Genomic DNA, 21483 nt, shown 5'->3' with positions numbered 1-21483 from the left:
AGAATGAAACATACAAGGAGAAGAAAAGATGTTTGAAAAAGTATTTAAGCTATCCGAGCATCAGACGACCGTAAAGACGGAAGTCATGGCTGGAATTACGACCTTCATGACGATGGCGTACATTCTGGCAGTTAATCCGAGCATTCTCGGATCGACCGGCATGGACCCGACTGCGGTGCTTCTGGCTACGGCTCTGGCATCATTCATCGGTACTGCCTGCATGGCATTTATGGCGAACCTGCCGTTCGTTCTGTCCGCAGGCATGGGACTCAACGCGTATATGGCGTATACGGTGTGCGCGGGCTATGGCTATAGCTGGCATGTTGCACTGCTGGCTGTATTTGCAGAGGGTCTGATCTTCATCGTGCTGTCTCTGACAAACGTGCGCGAGGCGATCTTCAATGCGATTCCGTTGACTTTAAAGCGCGGTGTGTCCGTCGGTATCGGTCTGTTCATCGCATTTATCGGTCTTCAGAATGCGGGACTTTCAGTAGACTCTTCCACACTGGTAACGATCATCAGCTTCCCGGAAAATTTCCATACCGCGGGTATTTGCGCGCTGCTGGCGCTGATCGGTCTGTTTATCATGGCGGTTTTATACACCTACCGTGTGAAGGGCGCGATTCTGTACGGCATTCTGGGAACCTGGATTCTCGGTATGCTGTGCCAGGTAACCGGCATTTACACACCGGACGTAGAGAATGGTTTCTACACCCTGTTCCCGACCCTGGGAATCACCGATTTCTCCAAACTGGGAGAGACATTTGGTAAATGCTTTACCGTTGACTTCGATGCAGTTGGAATTATCAATTTTATCGTAGTTATTTTCTCATTCCTGTTTGTAGATATTTTTGATACACTTGGTACATTAATTGGTGTAGCAACCAAGGCAGACATGCTGGACGAGGAAGGCCGTCTTCCGGGTATCCGTCCGGCGCTGATGGCAGATGCGATCGCAACTTCCTTTGGTGCGGTATTAGGTACTTCCACAACGACTACCTTCGTTGAGTCTGCATCGGGTGTTGCAGTCGGCGGACGTACCGGTCTGACTGCCCTGGTATCGGCACTCCTGTTCCTGCTTTCCACCCTGTTTGCACCGATTTTTACGGCGATCCCGTCCTTTGCGACGGCTCCGGCATTAATCATGGTTGGCTTCCTGATGGTGGGAACTGTAACCGAAATTCGTTTCGATGAGGACAATATCACCGAGGCAATCCCGGCATATCTGGCAATCATCGCCATGCCGCTGTTCTACAGCATTTCCGAGGGTATTTCCATGGGAATTATCTCTTATGTGCTTTTGAATGTGGCAGCAGGAAAAGCAAAGAAGATCACTCCGCTTATGTATGTGCTGGCGGTGCTCTTCGTTCTCAAATATATTTTCCTGTAACAACTTGTAATAATTTAACCCCTGAAAACTTGACGAAAACAGGTTTTCATAATAAAATAGTCTATATCAAAAAAAGTTTTAAAAATTTTTTTGATTAACGTGCAATAAAATGCGTATGCAGCGCATTAACTTATTGAACGGATGAAAATCATTCCCGCGCGGAAGAACGCGGACAGAGACGAACAAAAAAAATCAAGTTACTCGAAATTCCTTGATGCATTACACTCCGTTACGAACTGTCCAAGATTTTCTGCTGGGATCTTTTCGGTATCGGTTGACAACCAGCAACCGATATTGGGTAAAAAGCGCCGGACCTGCTTGCAGTGCCGGCGCTTTTTACTGTACAAAAAAGGGGTAATTTTTATCAGGAATATCTCATTGACATTTTGGCGGGCAGACGGTATAAAGGACAGAGGGTAACTGTTCACAGGTAGGAATTTTCTGAACTGAAAATTCCGTACGATACAGTTCTGGCAGCAGATTTTGCCGATTTGGAATGCGCAGCATCGGCAAAATCCCGTTGCTGGGCACACGTGTGTGAACAGTAACGACAGAAGAGGGAGTAGACTCTGGCGAAAGAAACACGCATGGAACCAGTTCTGGGAGGAAAAGTTAAGAAAACATGAAAACAAAACAGCAGGGCGGGTTTCATACGGAGGTGGGATACATATGAAGATAGAAAATGATTTGGGGCGGGACGATATCCGGCGGCTGGTGTTCCGTCTGGCGATTCCTTCGATGCTGGCGCAGTTTATCAATGTGCTTTACAGCGTGGTCGATCGAATCTATATTGGAAATATCCCAGTGATCGGGGAGACAGCGCTTGCGGGTGTCGGTGTCAGCGGACCGATTGTGACGCTGATCTCGGCGTTTGCCTATCTGGTCGGTGTGGGCGGCTCGCCGCTCATGAGCATCCGTATGGGTGAGGGACAGAATGAGAAAGCGAAAAAGATTCTGGCGAACAGCTTCTGGATGATTGTCGGGCTGTCGGCGGTTCTGACGTTAGTTCTGTTTGTGTTTAAACGTGAAATTTTGACGCGGTTTGGTGCGAGTGAGGCGATTCTGCCGTATGCGGAATCGTATTTTACGATCTATCTGCTGGGAACGGTCTTTGCGCTGCTTTCGATCGGAATGAACCAGTTTATTATCTGCCAGGGATTTGCGCGGATTGGAATGATTTCGGTGGCGCTCGGTGCGGTAACGAATATTGTGCTGGATCCAGTGTTTATTTTTGTGTTTGACATGGGCGTGGCGGGGGCGGCGTTTGCCACGGTTCTGTCACAGTTTGCGTCGGCGGCCTTTGTCCTTCGTTTTCTGCGAGGAAATCGCGTGCTTCTGCGGCTTGAATTTGAATGTCCGCAGGTGAAGACAGTCTGTAAGATTGCGTTGATGGGACTGTCGCCATTTTTGATCATCGCATTTGATAATGTGCTGATCATTTCGCTTAATACAGTGATTCAGATGCATGGCGGCGCGGAGTCGGATATGCTTTTGACCTGTACGACAATCGTGCAGAGCTTTATGCTGATCGTGACGATGCCGCTCGGAGGCATTACATCGGGAACGGGGGCGATCCTGGGCTTCAATTTCGGCGCGGGACGCCCGGATCGGATCCGGAGCGCACAGAGGTATATCACATTGCTGGCGGTGGTGCAGTGCAGCATCATGTTCCTGTTTTCCCGGACGCTGGCGCAATATTTTGTGTATCTCTTTACGCGCAATGAGTCCTATGTGGAACTGACTGTCTGGGCGATCCGGGTCTACACGATGGGGATTATTCCGCTGGCAGTCCAGTATGAGGTCGTAGATGGATTTACCGGAATGGGTGTGCCGTCGGTGGCGATCTCGCTGTCAATGTTCCGGAAGCTGCTGTACCTGGTCAGCGTGTTCCTGATTCCGGTGTTTGCGGGAGTTGAAAATGTTTTCTATGCAGAAGTGGTATCGGATTTCGGCGGAACGACGGTGTCGGTGATCGTGTATCTTCTTTTGATTGGGCGCATTATGGGGCGCTGTGTAGAGCGCGCTAAATTGAACGGGAAAGCAGTGGAAGCAGACACTTGAAGCGGCGCTTAAAATGGCTGAAAATGTGTGTCAGATAACGTTGTCATCCATCAATAAATGAAAAAAATAATGGATTGACAAACGGATTCTCTGGATCTATAATGCAATACAGATAATGAATGACAACAAAATAACGATATCTTCAGGGCAGGGTGTAATTCCCGACCGGCGGTAAAGTCCGCGAGCGCATGGCGCATGATTTGGTGCAATTCCAAAACCGACTGTATAGTCTGGATGAAAGAAGAGAAAACGTAAATAAAAACGGCGGTGCCGGGAAGCTTCCAGATACACTCCCCCGGATGATGGATATGGCGGATATATACCGCTATGGCAAAAGAGAGAGAAAAGTCATCGAGAATGGATGTAAAAAAATATTTACGATAATTAATATCATGAAAGATATTATAAAATAGAAATTATAAGCCCTGAGATGTGAAAATAAAAGTATTTCACATTTCAGGGCTTTTTTGTTTCAATAGAAAATTGTATCATATGAAACAAAAAACGCTCCGTGAGGATGCACACTTGCGCGAAGCAGAAATATGTCGCAGGCGACCGCATTCGGTGCGAGAATGTGCCTTGGCACATTCTTTTGATAGAAAGGTGGGGAAAAAGATGGAACGAATCCATGTAAAGGTTCCCGGTGAGCAGCCACAGGATCGGGAATATATGAAGCAGGCGTTAGCGCTGGCAGAAAAAGGGCACGGATGGGTCAATCCGAATCCGATGGTCGGCGCGGTGCTGGTAAAGGATGGACGCATCATCGGCGAGGGATATCATACACGATATGGACAGCTTCATGCAGAACGGGAGGCATTTAAGAATGCGGTAGAGCGGGGCGAAGAGACGGCGGGAGCAGATTTGTATGTGACGCTGGAACCCTGCTGTCACACCGGAAAACAGCCGCCGTGTACGGAAGCGGTGCTGGCATCCGGGGTGAAGCGCGTGATTGTCGGCTGCACGGATCCGAATCCGGTGGTGGCAGGGCGCGGCATCCGGCTTCTGAGGGAAAAAGGGCTGGAAGTGGTGGCCGGAGTTTTACGCGGAGAGTGTGAACGGCAGAATGAGGTGTTCTTCCATTTCATGCGGACGAAACTTCCGTTTACGGTGCTGAAATACGCGATGACACTCGACGGAAAGACAGCGACGGTGTCGGGTAAATCCCAGTGGATCACGGGCGAGGTGGCGCGGAAGCGGGTGCATGAGGACCGCGGGCGTTATATGGCGATTCTGACTGGCGTTTCGACGGTGCTGGCGGACAATCCGCAGCTGACCTGCCGGATTCCGGGAGGGAAAAATCCGATCCGGGTGATTGCAGATACGAAGCTTCGGACACCGCTTTCATCGACCGTGGTACAGTCCGCGCGGGAGACACCGACCTGGATTGTGACGGCGGTATCGGATACCGGAAGGAAGAAAGCATATGAGGACGCCGGCTGCCGTGTTTTAAGTGTCCCGGCAAAAGAGGGAGAACTGGATTTGCAGGCGATGATGCAGCGGCTGGGCGAGGAGAAAGTGGACAGCGTGATGGTCGAGAGCGGCGGGACGCTGGCATGGTCGTTTTTAAAGGCGGGGCTTGTGAACCGGGTGCAGGCCTACATTGCACCGAAGATTTTCGGAGGGGCAGGCGCCCCGACCCCGGTGAGGGGAACCGGCGTGGATGCGCCGCCGGAGGCATTTCTTCTTAAAAAGCCGAAGGCAGTGTGGCTGGGAGAGGATCTGTTGCTGGAATATGAGGTGTCCGGTTAAGATGCATGAGGCGGTGTTAGAACGGGAAAAAATCGCTGATTTGAAAAGGAGAAAAGATGTTCACAGGAATCATAGAGGAAGTGGGAAGGATCCGCGCGATTGAGCGTCAGGCAGTCTCGGCACGGCTGACGGTTGCGGCGTCCAAGGTGCTCTCGGATGTCCATCTGGGTGACAGCATTGCGGTCAACGGTGTGTGTCTGACGGTCACGTCATTTGGGAGAGATTATTTCTGTGCGGATGTGATGCATGAGACGCTGAACCGTTCGTCCCTGGGGGCGCTGGGTGTCAAAAGCCCGGTCAATCTGGAGCGGGCGATGCTGGCGGGCGGACGGTTTGGCGGACATATCGTCTCCGGTCACATCGACGGAACCGGAACCATCCGGGATGTGCGCCGGGACGGAAATGCCGTCTGGTATACGATTCAGGCCCCAGAACCGATTTTGCGGCTGATTGTGGAAAAAGGATCGATCGCGATCGACGGAATCAGCCTGACGGTCGCACGGGTGGATCACGTATCATTTTCCGTTTCCATCATCCCGCATACGCTGCAGGAGACAGCGTTAGCGTTTAAGCGGGCAGGCGACATCGTCAATCTGGAAAATGACTGCATTGGAAAGTATGTGGCGAAGCTGATAGGAGCGGAAGAAGAGGATAAGGCAGGAAAGGGCATGACAAGAGAATTTCTGCAGCGGTATGGATTTTAATAGAGGAGGAGAACAATGAAGCAGTTTGATACAGTTGAAAAGGCTCTGGACGAGCTGAAACAGGGACATTTAATCCTGGTTACGGATGACGAGGATCGAGAAAACGAAGGCGATCTTATCTGCGCGGCAAGTTTTGCCACGACAGAAAATGTCAATTTCATGGCGACGCATGCGAAGGGCTTAATCTGTATGCCGATGAGCGCAGAAATCTGCCGGAAGCTGCAATTCCCACAGATGGTGATGGATAACACGGATAACCATGAGACGGCGTTTACCGTATCGATCGACCATAAAACGACGACCACCGGTATTTCTGCCGAGGAGCGCGGTATTACGGCGCGCGCGTGCGTGGATCCGGACACAAAGCCGGAGGATTTCCGCCGCCCGGGACATATGTTTCCGCTGATGGCGAAGAAAAACGGCATTCTGGAGCGCAACGGTCACACAGAGGCGACGGTAGACTTGATGCGGCTTGCAGGGCTGCCGGAATGCGGTCTGTGCTGCGAGATCATGCGCGAGGATGGAACGATGATGCGGTCGGAAGAATTATTTGCGATGGCAGAACAATGGGGTCTGGCGATGATTTCCATTAAACAGCTGCAGGAGTACCGCAAGAGACATGAAAAGCTGGTCGAGTGTGTGGCAGAGACGCGGATGCCGACGAAATACGGCGAGTTCCGCGCGTATGGCTACCTGAATCTCTTAAATGGAGAACACCATGTGGCACTCGTCAAGGGCGATATCGGAGATGGGAAGGATGTACTCTGCCGCGTGCATTCGGAGTGCCTGACCGGCGATGCATTTGGTTCCCTGCGGTGCGACTGCGGACAGCAGCTTGCGTCGGCGATGACCCAGATTGAGAAAGAGGGACGAGGCGTTCTCCTCTATATGCGGCAGGAGGGACGCGGCATCGGGCTTTTAAATAAGCTGCGCGCCTACAAGCTGCAGGATGGCGGTATGGACACGCTGGATGCGAACCTTGCGTTGGGATTTAAAGGCGATCTGCGGGAATACTACATTGGGGCGCAGATTTTAAAGGATCTGGGAATCAAGACGCTGCGTCTTCTGACCAATAACCCGGATAAGGTATATCAGCTTTCGGATTTTGGCATGGAAATCAAGGAGCGCGTGCCGATTCAGATGGAGGCAACGCCGTATGATGGATTTTACCTGAAAACGAAGCAGGCGCGGATGGGACATATTTTGAATTTTAAATAGAAAAAGTGACAGGCGAAAATAGATCGTCGGAAAGGATGGTACTTATGCGTACATTTGAAGGAAACGTAGTAGCGGAAAATAATATGAGGATCGGAATTGTGGCGGCACGATTCAATGAGTTTATCACCTCGAAACTGGTTGCAGGCGCGCAGGATGCGCTGCGCCGTCACAATGTCTCGGAGGAGGATGTAGATGTTGCGTGGGTTCCAGGTGCTTTTGAGATTCCGCTGATTGCGTCGGAGATGGCGAAGTGCGGAAAGTATGATGCGGTGATCTGCGTGGGTGCAGTTATCCGTGGAAGCACAAGCCATTATGATTATGTGTGCAGCGAGGTTTCGAAAGGAATCGCACAGGTTTCTCTGGCAAGCAGCGTGCCGGTTATGTTCGGTGTGCTGACGACGGATACGATCGAGCAGGCGATCGAGAGAGCGGGAACAAAGAGCGGAAATAAGGGATTTGACTGCGCGACGGGAGCAATCGAGATGGTGAATTTGCTGCGGGAGATCCGGAAGTAAAAATAATCAGGTAATCGGGCATCGAAAAAGCCAGGACTGCGGAATGCTGCAGCCCTGGCTTTTTTGTCTTAGGAAAATTTGTCCATGCGCCAGGTTTTGGGTGTTATCTGTTTTTGTTTGCTATCATGTTACTCTGTTTTCAACAGCCCCTGTTCCGTATAATATTTCTCAGCTCCCGGATGCAGCGGAATAGGAAGCTGGCTGCATATATATTCCGGATCAGATAAGTTACTTAAGGATGGGTGGGTGCTGATCAGTTCTTCACGGGATTCGTCGAGAATCTTGGTGATGGTGTAGACCAGCTGTTCGTCCATAGATGCGTCCACGCAGAGAAGGCATTTGATTCCGAAGGTTTTCAGTGTCTCGGTTTGTCCCGGATAGGTACCGGCTGGGACGGTGGCGCGGACGTAGAAGGGGCTGGCTGCAAGAATTTTTTGCAGTTCTTCGTCAGTGTACTCCAGCAGGCGGCAGGGCGTCTGGCTGGCCAGGTCGGTCAGGCTGTGGACCGGGATTCCGGCGAAGCTGTGGACGGCGTCGAGTTTACCGTTTAAGACAGAGTCCACGCTGGCGGAGAAGCTGTAGTTTTCAAGGGCAGTGTTGGCAATATTGAGCCCGGCTGCCTTGAGAGCGGTGCGGGCGGAAAGCTCCGTGGTGGATCCTTCTGGTCCGACGGCAATGTGGTGTCCGGCGAGTTCATGAACGTAGGAGATATGCTCGGATTCCGGCGCCATCCAGGTGGACAGGCTTGAATAGACGGCCCCGATCGCCCGCAGGGATTCGACCGGATGACCGGAAAATTCGTCCGTTCCCTGATAGGCGGAAAATGCCACATCGCCGCTGACCAGTCCCATATCAAATTGTCCGTTTTTGATATTTTCCACGTTCGTGTAGGAACCGTTGGAGGCGCTTAAATTGACCTTGAGCTGTTCATCATGTCCGCTTAAAACAGAGGCGATGGCACTGCCAACCGGGTACATGGTTCCGCCGCTGTCGGCAGTTCCGATGGTCAGAACGTGCAGCTCTTCGTCTGCTTCGTTGGGATGGTCGTTGACCCGCGCATCTGCGGAGGTGCTGCCGGAACAGCCGGAAAGTCCGAGCAGGAAGGTAAGAAGCATCATTGGTGCCAATTTTACCAGTTTTTTTATTTTCATAGATCTCACCTTTTCGTAGTTTATCAGTATATAGAAAAAAACGCAGCGGTTCTGTCGAATGCTGCCTTAGCGATTAAAAGAATATTAAAACTCTATAAAAGTATAACATAAAAAACAGTGATAAGACAAGACCAAGGAAGAGGAAAATATAAATGTAACTGTTCACAGGTAGGCACTTTTGGAACCGAAAGTGCCGTAAGAAAACGTGGTGGCAGCAGGAATTTGCCGTATTTAAATGCGAAGCCACGGCAAATTCCGTTACTGGGCACGTATGCGTGAACAGTAACAAAAAAGAGCGTCCGGTTTATGTGGGGGAACCGGACGCTCTTCTTTCAGGTTACATTTTCAATTGAGCTTTAGGTATGTTGTTATATAAAAGATGTCTTATATGAAGTGTTCCTATCTCGTCTCAGTGATTATTTTGTAATCAGGCTGGAGAAGATGGAAAGGAAAATCGGGTTGTAAATATCGTCGATGATAACTGCGAAGGACGGATACAGAACCCAAGCAACGGTGTGCCATCCATACTGATCCATAACGGCTTTCTCGTTTGCTACTGCGTTCGGACCTGAACCACAGCCCCATCCACAGTTACCAGCTGCCATAACAGCTGCACCGTAATCGCGGCCAAATACGTTGAAGGATACGAAGATTGCAAAGAGTGCCATCAGGATAGCCTGTGCAAGGAGGATGATACCCATCTGACCAGCTACCGGAGCCAGCTTTGTGATATCGATGGTCATCAGAACCAGTGCCAGGTAGAGTTCCAGGAACATATGCTCGATAGCGTCGATCTCCGGAACCGGGAATTCGATACCAGCTGCATCCATGATGTTTCTTGCGATAGCACCTGCGAACAGACAGCCGATGAATTTCGGCATCTCGATCATTGGGATGTTGTCTAACAGGCAGTAGATCGGCATACCAAGTGCTGCTACAAGCAGAGACAGGGCAAATGCTTTGATCATACGGGTGTTGTTAAGAACAGCTGCTGAACCTGCTTTTGCGGATTCCGGTCTGTCGTTCGGGTCAGATTTCAGACCGTGACGGGAAATCAGGAAAGCTGCAACCGGGCCACCGATTAAGGAACCCATGATGTTGCCCATAGTACCGGCTGCTACACCGACTGTGGTTGCATCCGGAGCACCCATGTTCTCGAAGATAGGACCAAATGCAGAAGCAGTACCAACACCGCCGGACATAGCTGAGGAAGAACACTGCAGAGCCAGAAGCGGATGAAGACCGATGGCGCTGCCTACCAGGTAACCAACGACATCCTGTAAGGTAATCAGGACACAGGCTGCAACTGCGATTGCGATACAAAGCTTTCCGCCTGCATGCTTTAACATCTTGTAGCTGAAGCCGAAACCTACGCACAGGAAGAATAAGTTCTGGCATAAGTCTTTCACGATTTTTGCATCAAAGGAAAAACCGATGATTCCGGAACCCTTGATGATAGATACAACAACAGAAAAGATGATACCGGAAATAACCGGAGCCGGTATTGCATATTTTCTGAGCAGGGCGCTGTGAGCGACAATCGCGCGTCCTAAGAAGATAACGATGGCTGCGAAACCAAGTGTGGTCAGATACTCGAACTGGAATGTAGCAATCGCACCGTCCGCTGCCGGTGTGTAAGTTCCAAAGTACCCCATAATGTGTTCTAACATAGAACTTCCCTCCATTCTTTTTTAAGAATTTGTTTATTTCTTTTATAAGCAGTTTATAAGATTGAAAAAGGGAAGTCAATTTATGTAATTTTAAATACAGTTTTGTAAGTATTGTAAATAAAAATGACTATAAGAAAGCGACTGCAGTATAGATACGGTTCTATGATGAATCTGTACAGCTGTAGCCGCGAAAAGGCAGGAAAAACCTGTATATTGCTGGAAAACGAAGTGGTTTTTATTTTCCGGAATATCTATATTTAATAGAAGGGCGTCCACCGGTCTGGTAATCGATCATGCTGACCAGTTCGTTGGTTTCGACTAAGTAATTTAAGTACCGCCGGACTGTAATACGGGACAAATGAACCTGTTCCGAAATCTGTTCACTGGACCAGACCTCCTCCGGATGTTCGGAGAGAAAGAGGCGGATCAGTCCAAGGGTGCGTTCATTTAAGCCCTTTGTCAGCGGAGCGCTCTGGGAGGAGACATCCGGGACGGAGAAGAGGCGGTCGATCTCCGCCTGTCCCAGGTCAGAAGCGGACGCCGATGTTTTCAATTCCTCCTGACGTTTCGCAAATCGTTCCAGGGCAGCTTTGAAACGGTCATATTCAAATGGTTTGACGAGATAATCGGTGACGCCGCGGGATATAAGCCGGCGGACGGTCTCTGCGTCGTTGGCAGAGGTTACCATAATGATCGCAGGGGTCATGCCAGCCGCGTGGAGCTGGTCGATAAATTCGTCGCCGTTCATCTGAGGCGTGTAGTAGTCGAGAATAATCAGGTCAACCGTGCAGTTCTGCAGATACTGCAGGGCAAGGATGCCGTTTTTGAAAGTTGCCTCCACGTGAAAAGAGGAGGTCAGCTCGACATACTGTTTATTGATGGATGCAACCATCGGATCATCTTCTATAATAATGACTTTATACATTAGATTCTGTCTCCTTTCGGGTAAATGTCAGGGTGAAGCAGGTGCCCTCGCCAGGCTCTGTGTCGATATCGATGGTTCCACCGTACTCCTCCATCAGCTCATGAACCAGGAAAAGCCCGGTTCCGCGGTTCTCGCCCTTGGAGGAAACACCTTTTTCAAAAATATGATCGAGCAGCTCCGGTTGTATGCCGCGCCCGGTGTCCTCGCAGGTGATGATGTTGACGTCTGGGCGGCAGTAGATGCCGATGTGGATCTCGCGCGGACTTTCAGATGCGTTAATGACATCCGGACTGGCGGTGTGATCGTGGCTTAGCTCTTCAATGGCATTTTCCATCAGATTGCCGAGAATGGTGACAAATCCTTCCACCGGGATCAGCAGATCATGGTCGCGGCAGGTGCTGTCGGCGCTGACCTGCAGGCGGATGCCAAGCTCGGCGGCGTGCATCATTTTCCCGATCACAAGCGCACAGATTTTCGGAACGCGGATGCAGTTGGCTGTCTCACGGACGGACTGGCTGGAGACAAGGCTGCTGTTGGTGATAAAATTCATCGCCTGCTGAATCTCCCCGGTCTGTAGGTAGCCGAGAATGATGTGCAGCTTATTTAAAAATTCATGGTTGAACGCGCGCAGCGTGTCCAACATATTGTGGGCGCCGGAAAGCTCGTCGGAGAGACGCAGGAGGTCGGTGCGGTCAAATAAAACGACCAGGACACCCCGGCGCGCCTGTTTGCCGCGTCCATGGATCGGCACCTCCTTGACGATGAGCTGGCGTCCGGCGAAGCTGATGCTCTCGTGCGTTACACTTTCGCCGGTTTTTATGACCTGATCGAAAGCGGTCTGTGGAAACAATTCCTGAATCGTTAAGTGGGTGAGCGGAGGTTCGTTTGCAGGACGACCGAGTATCGTGGAAACTTTCTGGTTGGCAAAGAGAATTCTGCCGTCCAGATCGGTTGCGGCAAGTCCCTCGTCGATCATATTCATTACCTCATCCTGGCGGGTATAAATATTGACGAGTTCTTCCGGGTCATATCCCAACAGGGAGTCGCGCAGCAGGGAGAACATTGTGTGCGTCAGGGAAATGCTGACGATCATCATGATCAGGAATATAATTATATAAAAGAACAGCAGACTGCGGTGCTGGGCTGACAGAGTAGCGGTGAACAGGGAAACCATCACAAAACCGACGATCTCTCCGTCGCTGTTTTTTACTGCGTGAAAGGCGCGCCGCTGCATGCCGTGCGTGCCGTAGCCGGTTGTGATATATGGATCACTTCCTGCCAGAATAGCGTCCTCGTCACCTGCCACGTAGGAATCGCCGGTTTTCAGACGGTTCGTGTGGTAAAAGCGCAGTCCGTTTTTATCACTGATGACGATGACATTGATATCTGGTATATTCGAAGAAAGAGAATCCAGGTCGCGGGTCACGGTGGAATCAGGATAGCCGTTTTCCAGCATGGCGGCGACATCCGGAATTGCAGCAATATAAGAAGCAGTACCGCTGATCAGCTTGTCCATATCCTTTCGCTGCCTGGAAATATCAAAAAACAGAGTAAAACCGAGTGAGATGAGCACCAGGGTAGCGGAAAGGAGCAGAAAGGATCGGTACAGATTCTGTTCCAGCGCTGATTTTCCTTCCTTTATCTTCATATATAAAACCTCCGGAATTTATTTGATGTAGGAAATGAGTTGATCCGGTCTGCAAAATGTGTAAACCAAAACGATGATTAAAGTTATTATAGTAAAAAAAGAAACGATCTGCAAGAAAGTGTGGAGGTTTACAAGGCGCTGGATGGCGAATTGCAAAGTGGCCGGGTTATTGTTCACGGGTAGGCACTTTTGGAACCGAAAGTGCCGTAAGAAAACGTGGTGGCAGCAGGAATTTGCCGTATTCAAATGCGAAGCCACGGAAAAAGGTTGAAAAACAAGAAGAGATCGATTAAAATGAGAATAGTTCGAATTAGAGCATTTGGTTAAAAAATTATGCAAAATTAAGGCTGTCAGCACAAAATTCCATTTAAGGTATGACAATCCGTCGAAGTTGTGCGCAGCAAGAGAGAGAATACTGAATATTTGCTGCAAAATTTACAAAAAACCACTTGCTATTTTAGGAAAAGTTGGGTACAATACAAACAGGGTTGATTAATATTTAACAATCATGAAGATGAATTTCTAGGAGGAATGAGATCATGGCAGTAAAAGTTGCAATTAATGGTTTTGGTCGTATTGGTCGTCTGGCTTTCAGACAGATGTTTGGCGCTGAGGGTTACGAAGTCGTAGCTATCAACGATCTGACAAATCCGAAAATGTTAGCTCACCTGTTAAAGTATGATTCTGCTCAGGGCAGATACGATGGACATACGGTAGAAGCTGGCGAAGATTATATTGTAGTAGATGGCAAGAAGATTACTATCTACGCAAAGGCAAACGCTGCTGAACTTCCGTGGGGCGAGATTGGTGTAGACGTAGTTCTGGAGTGTACCGGATTCTATACATCCAAGGCAAAAGCACAGGCACATATCGATGCAGGCGCTAAGAAAGTCGTTATCTCCGCACCGGCAGGCAATGACCTTCCGACTATCGTATACAATGTAAACCACAAGACACTGAAACCAGAAGATAAGATTATCTCCGCAGCATCCTGTACAACTAACTGCCTGGCTCCGATGGCTAAGGCATTAAACGACTATGCTCCGATTCAGTCCGGTATCATGTCCACCATTCACGCTTACACAGGCGATCAGATGATTCTGGACGGACCGCACAGAAAAGGCGATTTAAGAAGAGCAAGAGCAGGCGCTGTCAACATCGTTCCGAACTCCACCGGTGCTGCAAAAGCGATCGGTCTGGTTATTCCGGAATTAAACGGCAAGCTCATCGGTTCCGCACAGCGTGTTCCGGTTCCGACTGGTTCCACTACTATTCTGACAGCCGTTGTTAAGAAAGCTGACGTTACCAAGGAAGCTATCAACGAGGCTATGAAGGCAGCTCAGACTGAGTCCTTCGGCTACAACGAGGATGAGATCGTATCTTCCGATATCGTAGGTATCCGCTATGGTTCCCTGTTTGATTCTACACAGACTATGGTATCTCCGATCGGTGATGACTTATATCAGGTACAGGTTGTTTCCTGGTATGACAACGAGAACTCCTACACAAGCCAGATGGTTCGTACAATCAAATACTTCGCAGAGCTGGCATAATTTTATCGATTCGATAGAAAATCATAAGGATTCAAGATGGGTCCGGTCCTCGGTCGGGACCGGACCTGTTTTTTATTCTTTTATAATGTAAAGGAGACAGGATATGCTGAATAAAAAATCCGTGGATGATATCAATGTAAAGGGCAAACGCGTTCTGGTACGCTGTGATTTCAACGTACCGTTAAAAGAAGGAAAGATCACCGATGAAAACCGTCTGGTGGCAGCGCTTCCGACGATCAAAAAACTGATTGCGGACGGCGGAAAGGTAATTCTCTGCTCCCATCTTGGCAAACCGAAGGGAGAGCCGAAGCCGGAGCTGTCTCTGGCACCGGTAGCCGTTCGTCTGTCTGAACTTCTGGGACAGGAAGTGAAATTTGCAGCCGATCCGGAAGTGGTTGGACCGAACGCAAAGGCAGCCGTTGAGGCGATGAAGGATGGCGAGGTTGTTCTGCTTGAGAACACCCGTTACCGTGCCGAGGAAACCAAGAACGGTGAGGCGTTCAGCAAGGATCTGGCATCCCTGTGTGATGTCTATGTGGACGATGCATTTGGTACTGCACACCGCGCACACTGCTCAAACGTAGGCGTGACCCAGTATGTGGACACCGCAGTAGTTGGTTACCTGATGCAGAAAGAGATCGATTTCCTTGGAAATGCAGTAGATAACCCGGTCCGCCCGTTCGTTGCCATTTTAGGCGGCGCGAAGGTAGCCGATAAATTAAACGTTATCTCAAACCTGCTGGAGAAGTGCGACACGCTGATCATCGGCGGCGGCATGGCATTTACCTTCTTAAAAGCACAGGGCAAGGAGATTGGTAAATCCTTAGTCGATGATACAAAGTTAGATTATTGCCGTGAGATGGTAGAGAAGGCGGCGAAGCTTGGCAAGAAACTGCTTCTTCCGGTTGATGCAGCTGTAGCAGCATCCTTCCCGGATCCGATCGATGCACCGATCGAGGTACAGAATGTATCGGTTGACGCTATCCCGGCTGACACGATGGGACTTGACATAGGACCGGAAACTGCAAAGCTGTATGCAGACACCGTAAAATCTGCTAAGACAGTTGTATGGAACGGACCGATGGGTGTATTTGAGAACCCGACTCTGGCACAGGGTACAATCGCAGTTGCAAAAGCACTGGCAGACACCGAAGCGACCACGATCATCGGTGGCGGCGATTCTGCAGCAGCGGTCAACCAGCTTGGATTTGGCGACAAGATGACCCATATTTCCACCGGCGGCGGCGCTTCCCTGGAATTCTTAGAGGGAAAGGAGCTTCCGGGTGTAGCGGCAGCGAATAATAAATAAATGTTACTGTTTACAGGTAGGCACTTTTGGAACCGAAAGTGCCGTAAGAAAACGTGGTGGCAGCAGGAATTTGCCGTATTTAAATGCGAAGCCACGGCAAATTCCGTTACTGGGCACGTATGCGTGAACAGTAACAAATAAACAAACAGAAAAGAGGAATAGAATAGTCATGGCTAGAAGAAAGATCGTAGCAGGCAACTGGAAAATGAACATGACGCCGTCGGAGGCAGTAGCTCTGGTAGAGCTTCTGAAGCCACTCGTTGTTTCGGAAGATGTAGACGTTGTATTCTGCGTACCGGCGATTGATATTATCCCGGTTGTAAAAGCGTGCGAGGGAACCAACATCGCAGTCGGCGCTGAAAATATGTATTTCGAGGAGAAAGGTGCTTACACCGGCGAGATTTCCCCGAATATGCTGACCGATGCAGGCGTTAAATACGTGATTATCGGACATTCCGAGCGCAGAGAATACTTTGCAGAGACCGATGAGACGGTCAATAAGAAGGTACTGAAAGCATTTGAGCACGGTCTGACCCCGATCATCTGCTGCGGCGAGACTCTGACCCAGAGAGAGCAGGGCATCACGCTTGACTGGATCCGTCAGCAGATCAAGATCGCATTCCAGAATGTGACCGCAGAGCAGGCAAAGACAGCTGTGATCGCATACGAGCCAATCTGGGCGATCGGTACCGGAAAGGTAGCGACCACCGAGCAGGCTGAGGAAGTGTGCGGCGCGATCCGTGCGTGCATCAAGGAAGTGTACGATGAGGCGACCGCAGAGGCGATCCGCATCCAGTACGGCGGTTCCGTATCTGCAGCATCGGCTCCGGAGCTGTTTGCACAGCCGGATATCGATGGCGGTCTGGTAGGCGGCGCATCCTTAAAGGCAGATTTTGGAAAGATTGTAAATTATAAATAAGAGATGAGAAAAAGGGGGCTGTCGCACGTGTGAGGCGTGGCAGTCCCCTTTTTGCCAGTAAAAAAAGAAGGTGAAGGTTTTGACCTGAAACAATCAAAATTGTTGGTTCATCCGGTTGTTTCAGAAAAACGGTTCATTTCATGGAAGGAAAGGAAGAAGAAAGAGATGAAAAAAAAGCCAACCGTATTAATGATTCTCGATGGATACGGCATGAGAGATACCTGTGAGCACAATGCCGTGTGTGAGGCAAAGACACCGATCATGGATCAGCTGATGAGCCAGTGCCCGTTTGTGCGCGGCAATGCCAGCGGTCTGGCGGTCGGTCTGCCGGACGGACAGATGGGTAACTCGGAGGTTGGTCATTTAAATATGGGCGCCGGACGTATCGTATACCAGGAGCTGACCCGTATCACGAAATCAATCGAGGATGGCGATTTCTTTGAAAATCCGGAATTTCTGGCAGCCGCAGACACCTGCAAGAAAAATGATTCCGCCCTGCATCTGTTCGGACTGGTATCAGACGGCGGCGTTCACAGCCATCTGACTCATTTATTCGGACTTCTGGAGTTCGCAAAACGTCAGGGACTTAAAAAAGTGTATGTGCACTGCTTTCTGGACGGACGTGATACACCGCCGACCTCCGGCAAGGAGTTCGTAGCAGAATTAGAGAAGAAGATGCAGCAGCTTGGCATCGGCGAGGTGGCTTCCGTGATGGGACGCTACTATGCGATGGACCGTGATAAAAACTGGGATCGTGTCCAGAAAGCTTATGATGTGCTGACAAAGGCAGAGGGCGAGAAGGCAGAAAGCGCGTGTGCAGGCATTCAGGCATCCTATGATAAAGAGGTAAACGATGAGTTCGTCGTACCGTTCTATGTAGAGAAGGACGGAAAGCCGATTGCCACGATTCAGGATGGCGATTCCGTCATTTTCTTCAACTTCCGTCCGGACCGTGCAAGAGAGATCACCCGCGCATTCTGCGATGAGGGATTTACCGGATTTGCGAGAGAGAAGAAGCTTGATCTGACGTTTGTATGCTTTACCGATTACGATGAGACGATCGGGAACAAGCTGATTGCGTTCAAGAAGGAAGAGATTAAGAACACGTTTGGAGAGTTCCTGGCGGCGCACCATATGACGCAGGCACGTATCGCCGAGACCGAGAAATATGCACACGTAACATTTTTCTTCAACGGCGGCGTGGAAGAGCCGAACGAGGGCGAGGACCGCATTCTGGTTCCGTCTCCGAAGGAGGTTCCGACCTACGACCTGAAACCGGAGATGAGCGCACCGATCGTGTGCGATAAGCTGGTGGAGGCGATTGAGTCCGGCAAATATGATGTCATCATCATCAATTTTGCAAACCCGGATATGGTAGGCCACACGGGCGTGGAGTCGGCTGCGATCAAGGCGATTGAGACCGTCGATGCCTGCGTAGGACGTGCAGTTGAAGCCATCAAGGCAGCCGGAGGTGTTCTCTTTATCTGCGCCGATCACGGTAATGCAGAGGTGATGGTCGATGAGGCAACCGGCGAGCCGTGGACCGCTCATACGACCAATCAGGTACCGTTTGTCCTGGTCGGCGCTGACCCGGCGTACAAGCTGCGCGAGGGCGGACGCCTCTGCGATATTGTGCCGACGCTGATTGAACTGATGGGACTTGAGAAGCCGAAGGAGATGACGGGAGAGTCGCTGTTGGTGAAATAGGGAGAATTTTCGAATATATTAGGAAAGTATAAATATAACCGTCAATAAGAATCGGGAAAACTGCCATAAAGCAAGAAAAGATCATGAACAGAGGACTGGTCGGGGCTTGTTTTGTGGCAGTTTTTTGTTCACAGGTGGGAATTTTCTGAACTGAAAATCCCGTGAAAATCCCGTTACTTCTCTCTTCCATTTCATAAGAAAATAGGATAAAATAAAATCATCTATGTGAACCGCTCGGAGGCTGTTCCAGGGCAGACATTTTTAGAAAAGAAAGTGTTATGCGGAAAATAGGATGGCAGCGGATTTACAGGGAAACAGGAGGAAACAAGCATGAAGGTAGCGGTTGTTACAGACAGCAACAGCGGAATTACACAGGCACAGGCGAAAGAGATGGGCGTATATGTCCTGCCGATGCCGTTTATGATTGATGGAACCGAGTATCTGGAAGATATAAATTTGACACAGAAGGAATTTTACGAGCATCTGAGCGGGGATCACGATGTGAGCACATCCCAGCCGTCCCCGGAGACGATCTTAAATCTCTGGGAAAAACTTTTGGAGGAATACGATGCAGTTGTGCACATTCCGATGTCCAGCGGGCTTTCGAGCTCCTGCCAGACGGCAAAGATGCTGGCAGATGATTTCGACGGAAAAGTGCAGGTGGCGGATAATCACAGGATTTTCGTGACCCAGCGCCGTTCGGTGCAGGATGCGCTTGACATGGCGGCAGCCGGCATGGACGCGGAGGCGATCTGCAAAAAGCTGGAAGAGACAGGTTTGGATTCAACTATTTATATCACAGTTGACACATTAAAATATCTGAAAAAGGGCGGTAGAATCACACCAGCGGCAGCAGCGCTCGGAACACTTCTCCGTTTAAAACCGGTTCTGACGATACAGGGCGAGAAGCTGGACGCATTTGCGAAGGCGCGGACGATGAAACAGGCGCGTTCCATGATGATCACGGCGATCACCCGCGATCTGGAAAATCGGTTTGATGATATGACGGGAGAAAAAACGTATATTGATGTAGCGCATACCGCCAATGATGAGATGGCGCAGGAGCTGGCAGCCGAGCTTCGGGAACTTTTCCCGGAGACGGAAGTCCGTGTAGAGCCGCTGTCCTTAAGTGTAGCCTGCCATATCGGACCGGGAGCGCTGGCGATTGCGGCAACGAAGAAGCTTGAAATCGGATCGTTGTTGTGAGAAACGCAGTTACGGAGCAGCATTTCGGGGTTAAAGTTCACAGCCAATGTCAGTAAGTTAAGCAACGCAAAGAGCGTGTGAACTGTAATCGTTCAGGACAGGAACATGAGAAGAATAGCAGAACATAAAAGAAAGATATGGAAAGCGATGGAGCACACGATTGGGATGCGAATCCCGCTGTTCCTTGCCTTTCTGATCCTGACGCTGGTTCCGCTTCTGGTACAGGTTCGTTTTACATCGGGGTATTTTTACCAGAGCCACGTGGAAGAACGGATGGCGGAAGCGCAGAACCGGTGTCTGATTTTAGCAAACAAGATACGCAGCAGTGATTATATCAATGTACTGCTGTCGGGAAATCCAAATCTGGCGCTGGATGCGGAACTTAGTACAACGGCGGATCTGATGAACGGAAGAATCGTGCTGGTGGACGACAGCTTTAAAATTTTGAAAGACACATTTGGTCTTTCCAGAGGGAAAACGCTGGTTGTATCGGATGTGTTAAAGGCATTTGACGGGGAAACTTCCAGCTATCTGAACCAGAAGAAAAAGTATTTCTATGTAGCGCAGCCGATTCAGGCAAAAAGCACGGATGCAGCGCCGATCGATTCGGATGTGGCAGTCGGAAATGGGAAAAATACGGCAGGCGTGCAGGGAGTCCTTCTTCTGATGGCGTCCACGGAAAATTCGGCGCTTTTGCAGGAGAAAATTGTGCAGAAGACGGGATTTTTGCAGCTCGTTATGTTCTGTTTTATTCTGATCGCAGATTTATTGGCGGCGGCTTGCCTGCTGAAACCATTCCGCCGCCTGCAGCAGCAGCTCGATATGGTGGCAGAGGGAAATCTGGATCAGGATATTGATGTAAAAACGTACCGGGAGACGCGGGACATTTCGGAGGCAGTCATGCAGACCATCCGGAAGCTGAAAAACCTGGATCAGTCGCGTCAGGAGTTTGTTTCCAACGTGTCGCATGAGCTGAAAACACCGCTGACTTCGATAAGGGTGCTGGCGGATTCTCTGATGGGGATGGAGAACGCCCCGGCGGAGTTATATCAGGAGTTTATGCAGGATATTTCGGCGGAGATTGACCGCGAGGGCAAGATTATCGATGATCTGCTGACGTTAGTCAAAATGGATAAATCATCGCCGGATCTGAATATTGCCCAGACTTCGATCAATGGTCTTCTGGAACAGATTTTAAAACGTCTGACCCCGATCGCGAAGCGGCGGAACATTGAGATCACGTATGAGAGCAAGCGGGAAGTATCGGCGGATGTGGACGAGGTAAAATTGAGCCTGGCACTTTCGAACCTGGTGGAAAATGCGATCAAGTATAACCGCGAAGAGGGAAAAGTTTGGGTGACGCTGGATGCTGACCACAAGTTCTTTTATGTGAAGGTAGAGGATAATGGCGTGGGAATCCCGAAAGAATTCCAGGAGCGCGTATTTGAGCGTTTTTACCGTGTAGATAAGGCGCGCTCACGCGAGACAGGCGGTACCGGGCTGGGGCTTGCGATCACGAAGAATATTATTCTTCTTCATCAGGGCGCGATCCGCCTGAAGAGTGAAGAAGGCAAGGGAGCAACCTTTACGGTGCGGATTCCGTTGAATTATATTCCGTAGACAGCGTGGTTCTGGGCGGTTTAGAGGTTCGAGAGGGTTGCTGGTGCTGCGGTGTTCGAATATTTCGGTGTTTGAATGCTGCAGTGTTCGGATGTTTCAGTGTTTGAATGTTGCAGTATTTGAGGGTTGCAGTGTTCG

The 21483-nt window shown here is 50.0% G+C and carries 16 protein-coding genes and 1 riboswitch; of the genes, 12 read left to right on the top strand and 4 right to left on the bottom strand.

Going from position 1 to position 21483, the window contains the following annotated elements; all coding sequences use genetic code 11:
* Positions 1-28 precede the first annotated feature (28 nt).
* From DWY89_RS04985 to ribE, 6 genes are all read left to right on the top strand, one after another.
* A complete protein-coding gene (locus tag DWY89_RS04985) occupies positions 29-1390 on the top strand; it encodes an NCS2 family permease (protein ID WP_022359656.1) in 1362 nt (453 codons plus the stop codon).
* Between the two features lie 669 nt (positions 1391-2059).
* The gene (locus DWY89_RS04980) at positions 2060-3451 is read left to right on the top strand and encodes an MATE family efflux transporter (RefSeq protein WP_118524456.1); all 1392 of its coding nucleotides are present in this window, start codon (positions 2060-2062) and stop codon (positions 3449-3451) included.
* Positions 3452-3585: 134 nt separating this feature from the next.
* Positions 3586-3701, top strand: a riboswitch (FMN riboswitch).
* 365 nt (positions 3702-4066) lie between these two features.
* Positions 4067-5200, top strand: coding sequence for a bifunctional diaminohydroxyphosphoribosylaminopyrimidine deaminase/5-amino-6-(5-phosphoribosylamino)uracil reductase RibD (ribD, locus tag DWY89_RS04975; protein ID WP_118523323.1), 1134 nt, complete (start codon positions 4067-4069; stop codon positions 5198-5200).
* Positions 5201-5256: 56 nt separating this feature from the next.
* Positions 5257-5904, top strand: coding sequence for a riboflavin synthase (locus DWY89_RS04970; RefSeq protein ID WP_118523239.1), 648 nt, complete (start codon positions 5257-5259; stop codon positions 5902-5904).
* Positions 5905-5919: 15 nt separating this feature from the next.
* Positions 5920-7122 (top strand): bifunctional 3,4-dihydroxy-2-butanone-4-phosphate synthase/GTP cyclohydrolase II, encoded by a 1203-nt coding sequence (locus DWY89_RS04965; RefSeq protein WP_107001076.1) that lies wholly within the window; start codon positions 5920-5922, stop codon positions 7120-7122.
* 44 nt (positions 7123-7166) lie between these two features.
* Positions 7167-7637: a 6,7-dimethyl-8-ribityllumazine synthase gene (ribE, locus tag DWY89_RS04960; RefSeq protein WP_107001075.1), complete on the top strand. Its 471-nt coding sequence runs from the start codon at positions 7167-7169 to the stop codon at positions 7635-7637.
* Between the two features lie 128 nt (positions 7638-7765).
* Here the strand turns inward: ribE and DWY89_RS04955 are convergent, their stop codons facing one another.
* The 4 genes from DWY89_RS04955 to DWY89_RS04940 all read right to left on the bottom strand — a co-directional run bounded on the left by DWY89_RS04955 (position 7766) and on the right by DWY89_RS04940 (position 13031).
* A complete protein-coding gene (locus tag DWY89_RS04955; protein ID WP_118524455.1) occupies positions 7766-8788 on the bottom strand; it encodes a TAXI family TRAP transporter solute-binding subunit in 1023 nt (340 codons plus the stop codon).
* 416 nt (positions 8789-9204) lie between these two features.
* The gene (locus tag DWY89_RS04950; RefSeq protein ID WP_107001073.1) at positions 9205-10458 is read right to left on the bottom strand and encodes a sodium/glutamate symporter; all 1254 of its coding nucleotides are present in this window, start codon (positions 10456-10458) and stop codon (positions 9205-9207) included.
* Positions 10459-10693: 235 nt separating this feature from the next.
* Positions 10694-11383 carry a response regulator gene (locus DWY89_RS04945; RefSeq protein WP_117795944.1) on the bottom strand — a complete coding sequence of 230 codons (690 nt, stop codon included), beginning with the start codon at positions 11381-11383 and terminating at the stop codon, positions 10694-10696.
* On the bottom strand, positions 11376-13031 hold the full coding sequence (locus DWY89_RS04940) for an ATP-binding protein (RefSeq protein WP_118523238.1): 1656 nt from the start codon (positions 13029-13031) through the stop codon (positions 11376-11378). The genes DWY89_RS04945 and DWY89_RS04940 overlap by 8 nt, the downstream gene beginning before the upstream one ends.
* Positions 13032-13570: 539 nt before the next feature.
* Between DWY89_RS04940 and gap the strand changes: the two genes are divergently transcribed.
* The 6 genes from gap to DWY89_RS04910 all read left to right on the top strand — a co-directional run bounded on the left by gap (position 13571) and on the right by DWY89_RS04910 (position 21345).
* Positions 13571-14584, top strand: a complete 1014-nt coding sequence (gene gap, locus DWY89_RS04935; protein WP_022359484.1) for a type I glyceraldehyde-3-phosphate dehydrogenase — start codon at positions 13571-13573, stop codon at positions 14582-14584.
* Between the two features lie 103 nt (positions 14585-14687).
* Positions 14688-15893: a phosphoglycerate kinase gene (locus tag DWY89_RS04930; protein ID WP_107001070.1), complete on the top strand. Its 1206-nt coding sequence runs from the start codon at positions 14688-14690 to the stop codon at positions 15891-15893.
* A gap of 169 nt (positions 15894-16062) precedes the next feature.
* Positions 16063-16812: a triose-phosphate isomerase gene (gene tpiA, locus DWY89_RS04925; protein WP_022359187.1), complete on the top strand. Its 750-nt coding sequence runs from the start codon at positions 16063-16065 to the stop codon at positions 16810-16812.
* Between the two features lie 165 nt (positions 16813-16977).
* Positions 16978-18519 (top strand): 2,3-bisphosphoglycerate-independent phosphoglycerate mutase, encoded by a 1542-nt coding sequence (gene gpmI, locus DWY89_RS04920; protein WP_118524470.1) that lies wholly within the window; start codon positions 16978-16980, stop codon positions 18517-18519.
* Positions 18520-18849: 330 nt separating this feature from the next.
* A complete protein-coding gene (locus tag DWY89_RS04915) occupies positions 18850-19725 on the top strand; it encodes a DegV family protein (protein ID WP_118523237.1) in 876 nt (291 codons plus the stop codon).
* Positions 19726-19830: 105 nt separating this feature from the next.
* Positions 19831-21345 carry an ATP-binding protein gene (locus DWY89_RS04910; protein WP_118524454.1) on the top strand — a complete coding sequence of 505 codons (1515 nt, stop codon included), beginning with the start codon at positions 19831-19833 and terminating at the stop codon, positions 21343-21345.
* Positions 21346-21483 lie beyond the last annotated feature (138 nt).

It is taken from the genome of Clostridium sp. AF27-5AA (assembly GCF_003478415.1).
In the GTDB taxonomy this organism is placed as follows: domain Bacteria; phylum Bacillota; class Clostridia; order Lachnospirales; family Lachnospiraceae; genus Otoolea; species Otoolea fessa.
The sequence above is the reverse complement of the archived record's forward strand: the minus strand, read 5'-3'. Positions and strand labels throughout refer to the sequence as shown.

Bases quoted from the DNA above. Each gene is read 5' to 3' on its own strand.
- DWY89_RS04985 (WP_022359656.1), top strand. From the start codon at position 29: ATGTTTGAAAAAGTATTTAAGCTATCCGAGCATCAGACGACCGTAAAG.
- DWY89_RS04980 (WP_118524456.1), top strand. From the start codon at position 2,060: ATGAAGATAGAAAATGATTTGGGGCGGGACGATATCCGGCGGCTGGTG.
- ribD (WP_118523323.1), top strand. From the start codon at position 4,067: ATGGAACGAATCCATGTAAAGGTTCCCGGTGAGCAGCCACAGGATCGG.
- DWY89_RS04970 (WP_118523239.1), top strand. From the start codon at position 5,257: ATGTTCACAGGAATCATAGAGGAAGTGGGAAGGATCCGCGCGATTGAG.
- DWY89_RS04965 (WP_107001076.1), top strand. From the start codon at position 5,920: ATGAAGCAGTTTGATACAGTTGAAAAGGCTCTGGACGAGCTGAAACAG.
- ribE (WP_107001075.1), top strand. From the start codon at position 7,167: ATGCGTACATTTGAAGGAAACGTAGTAGCGGAAAATAATATGAGGATC.
- DWY89_RS04955 (WP_118524455.1), bottom strand. From the start codon at position 8,788: ATGAAAATAAAAAAACTGGTAAAATTGGCACCAATGATGCTTCTTACC.
- DWY89_RS04950 (WP_107001073.1), bottom strand. From the start codon at position 10,458: ATGTTAGAACACATTATGGGGTACTTTGGAACTTACACACCGGCAGCG.
- DWY89_RS04945 (WP_117795944.1), bottom strand. From the start codon at position 11,383: ATGTATAAAGTCATTATTATAGAAGATGATCCGATGGTTGCATCCATC.
- DWY89_RS04940 (WP_118523238.1), bottom strand. From the start codon at position 13,031: ATGAAGATAAAGGAAGGAAAATCAGCGCTGGAACAGAATCTGTACCGA.
- gap (WP_022359484.1), top strand. From the start codon at position 13,571: ATGGCAGTAAAAGTTGCAATTAATGGTTTTGGTCGTATTGGTCGTCTG.
- DWY89_RS04930 (WP_107001070.1), top strand. From the start codon at position 14,688: ATGCTGAATAAAAAATCCGTGGATGATATCAATGTAAAGGGCAAACGC.
- tpiA (WP_022359187.1), top strand. From the start codon at position 16,063: ATGGCTAGAAGAAAGATCGTAGCAGGCAACTGGAAAATGAACATGACG.
- gpmI (WP_118524470.1), top strand. From the start codon at position 16,978: ATGAAAAAAAAGCCAACCGTATTAATGATTCTCGATGGATACGGCATG.
- DWY89_RS04915 (WP_118523237.1), top strand. From the start codon at position 18,850: ATGAAGGTAGCGGTTGTTACAGACAGCAACAGCGGAATTACACAGGCA.
- DWY89_RS04910 (WP_118524454.1), top strand. From the start codon at position 19,831: ATGAGAAGAATAGCAGAACATAAAAGAAAGATATGGAAAGCGATGGAG.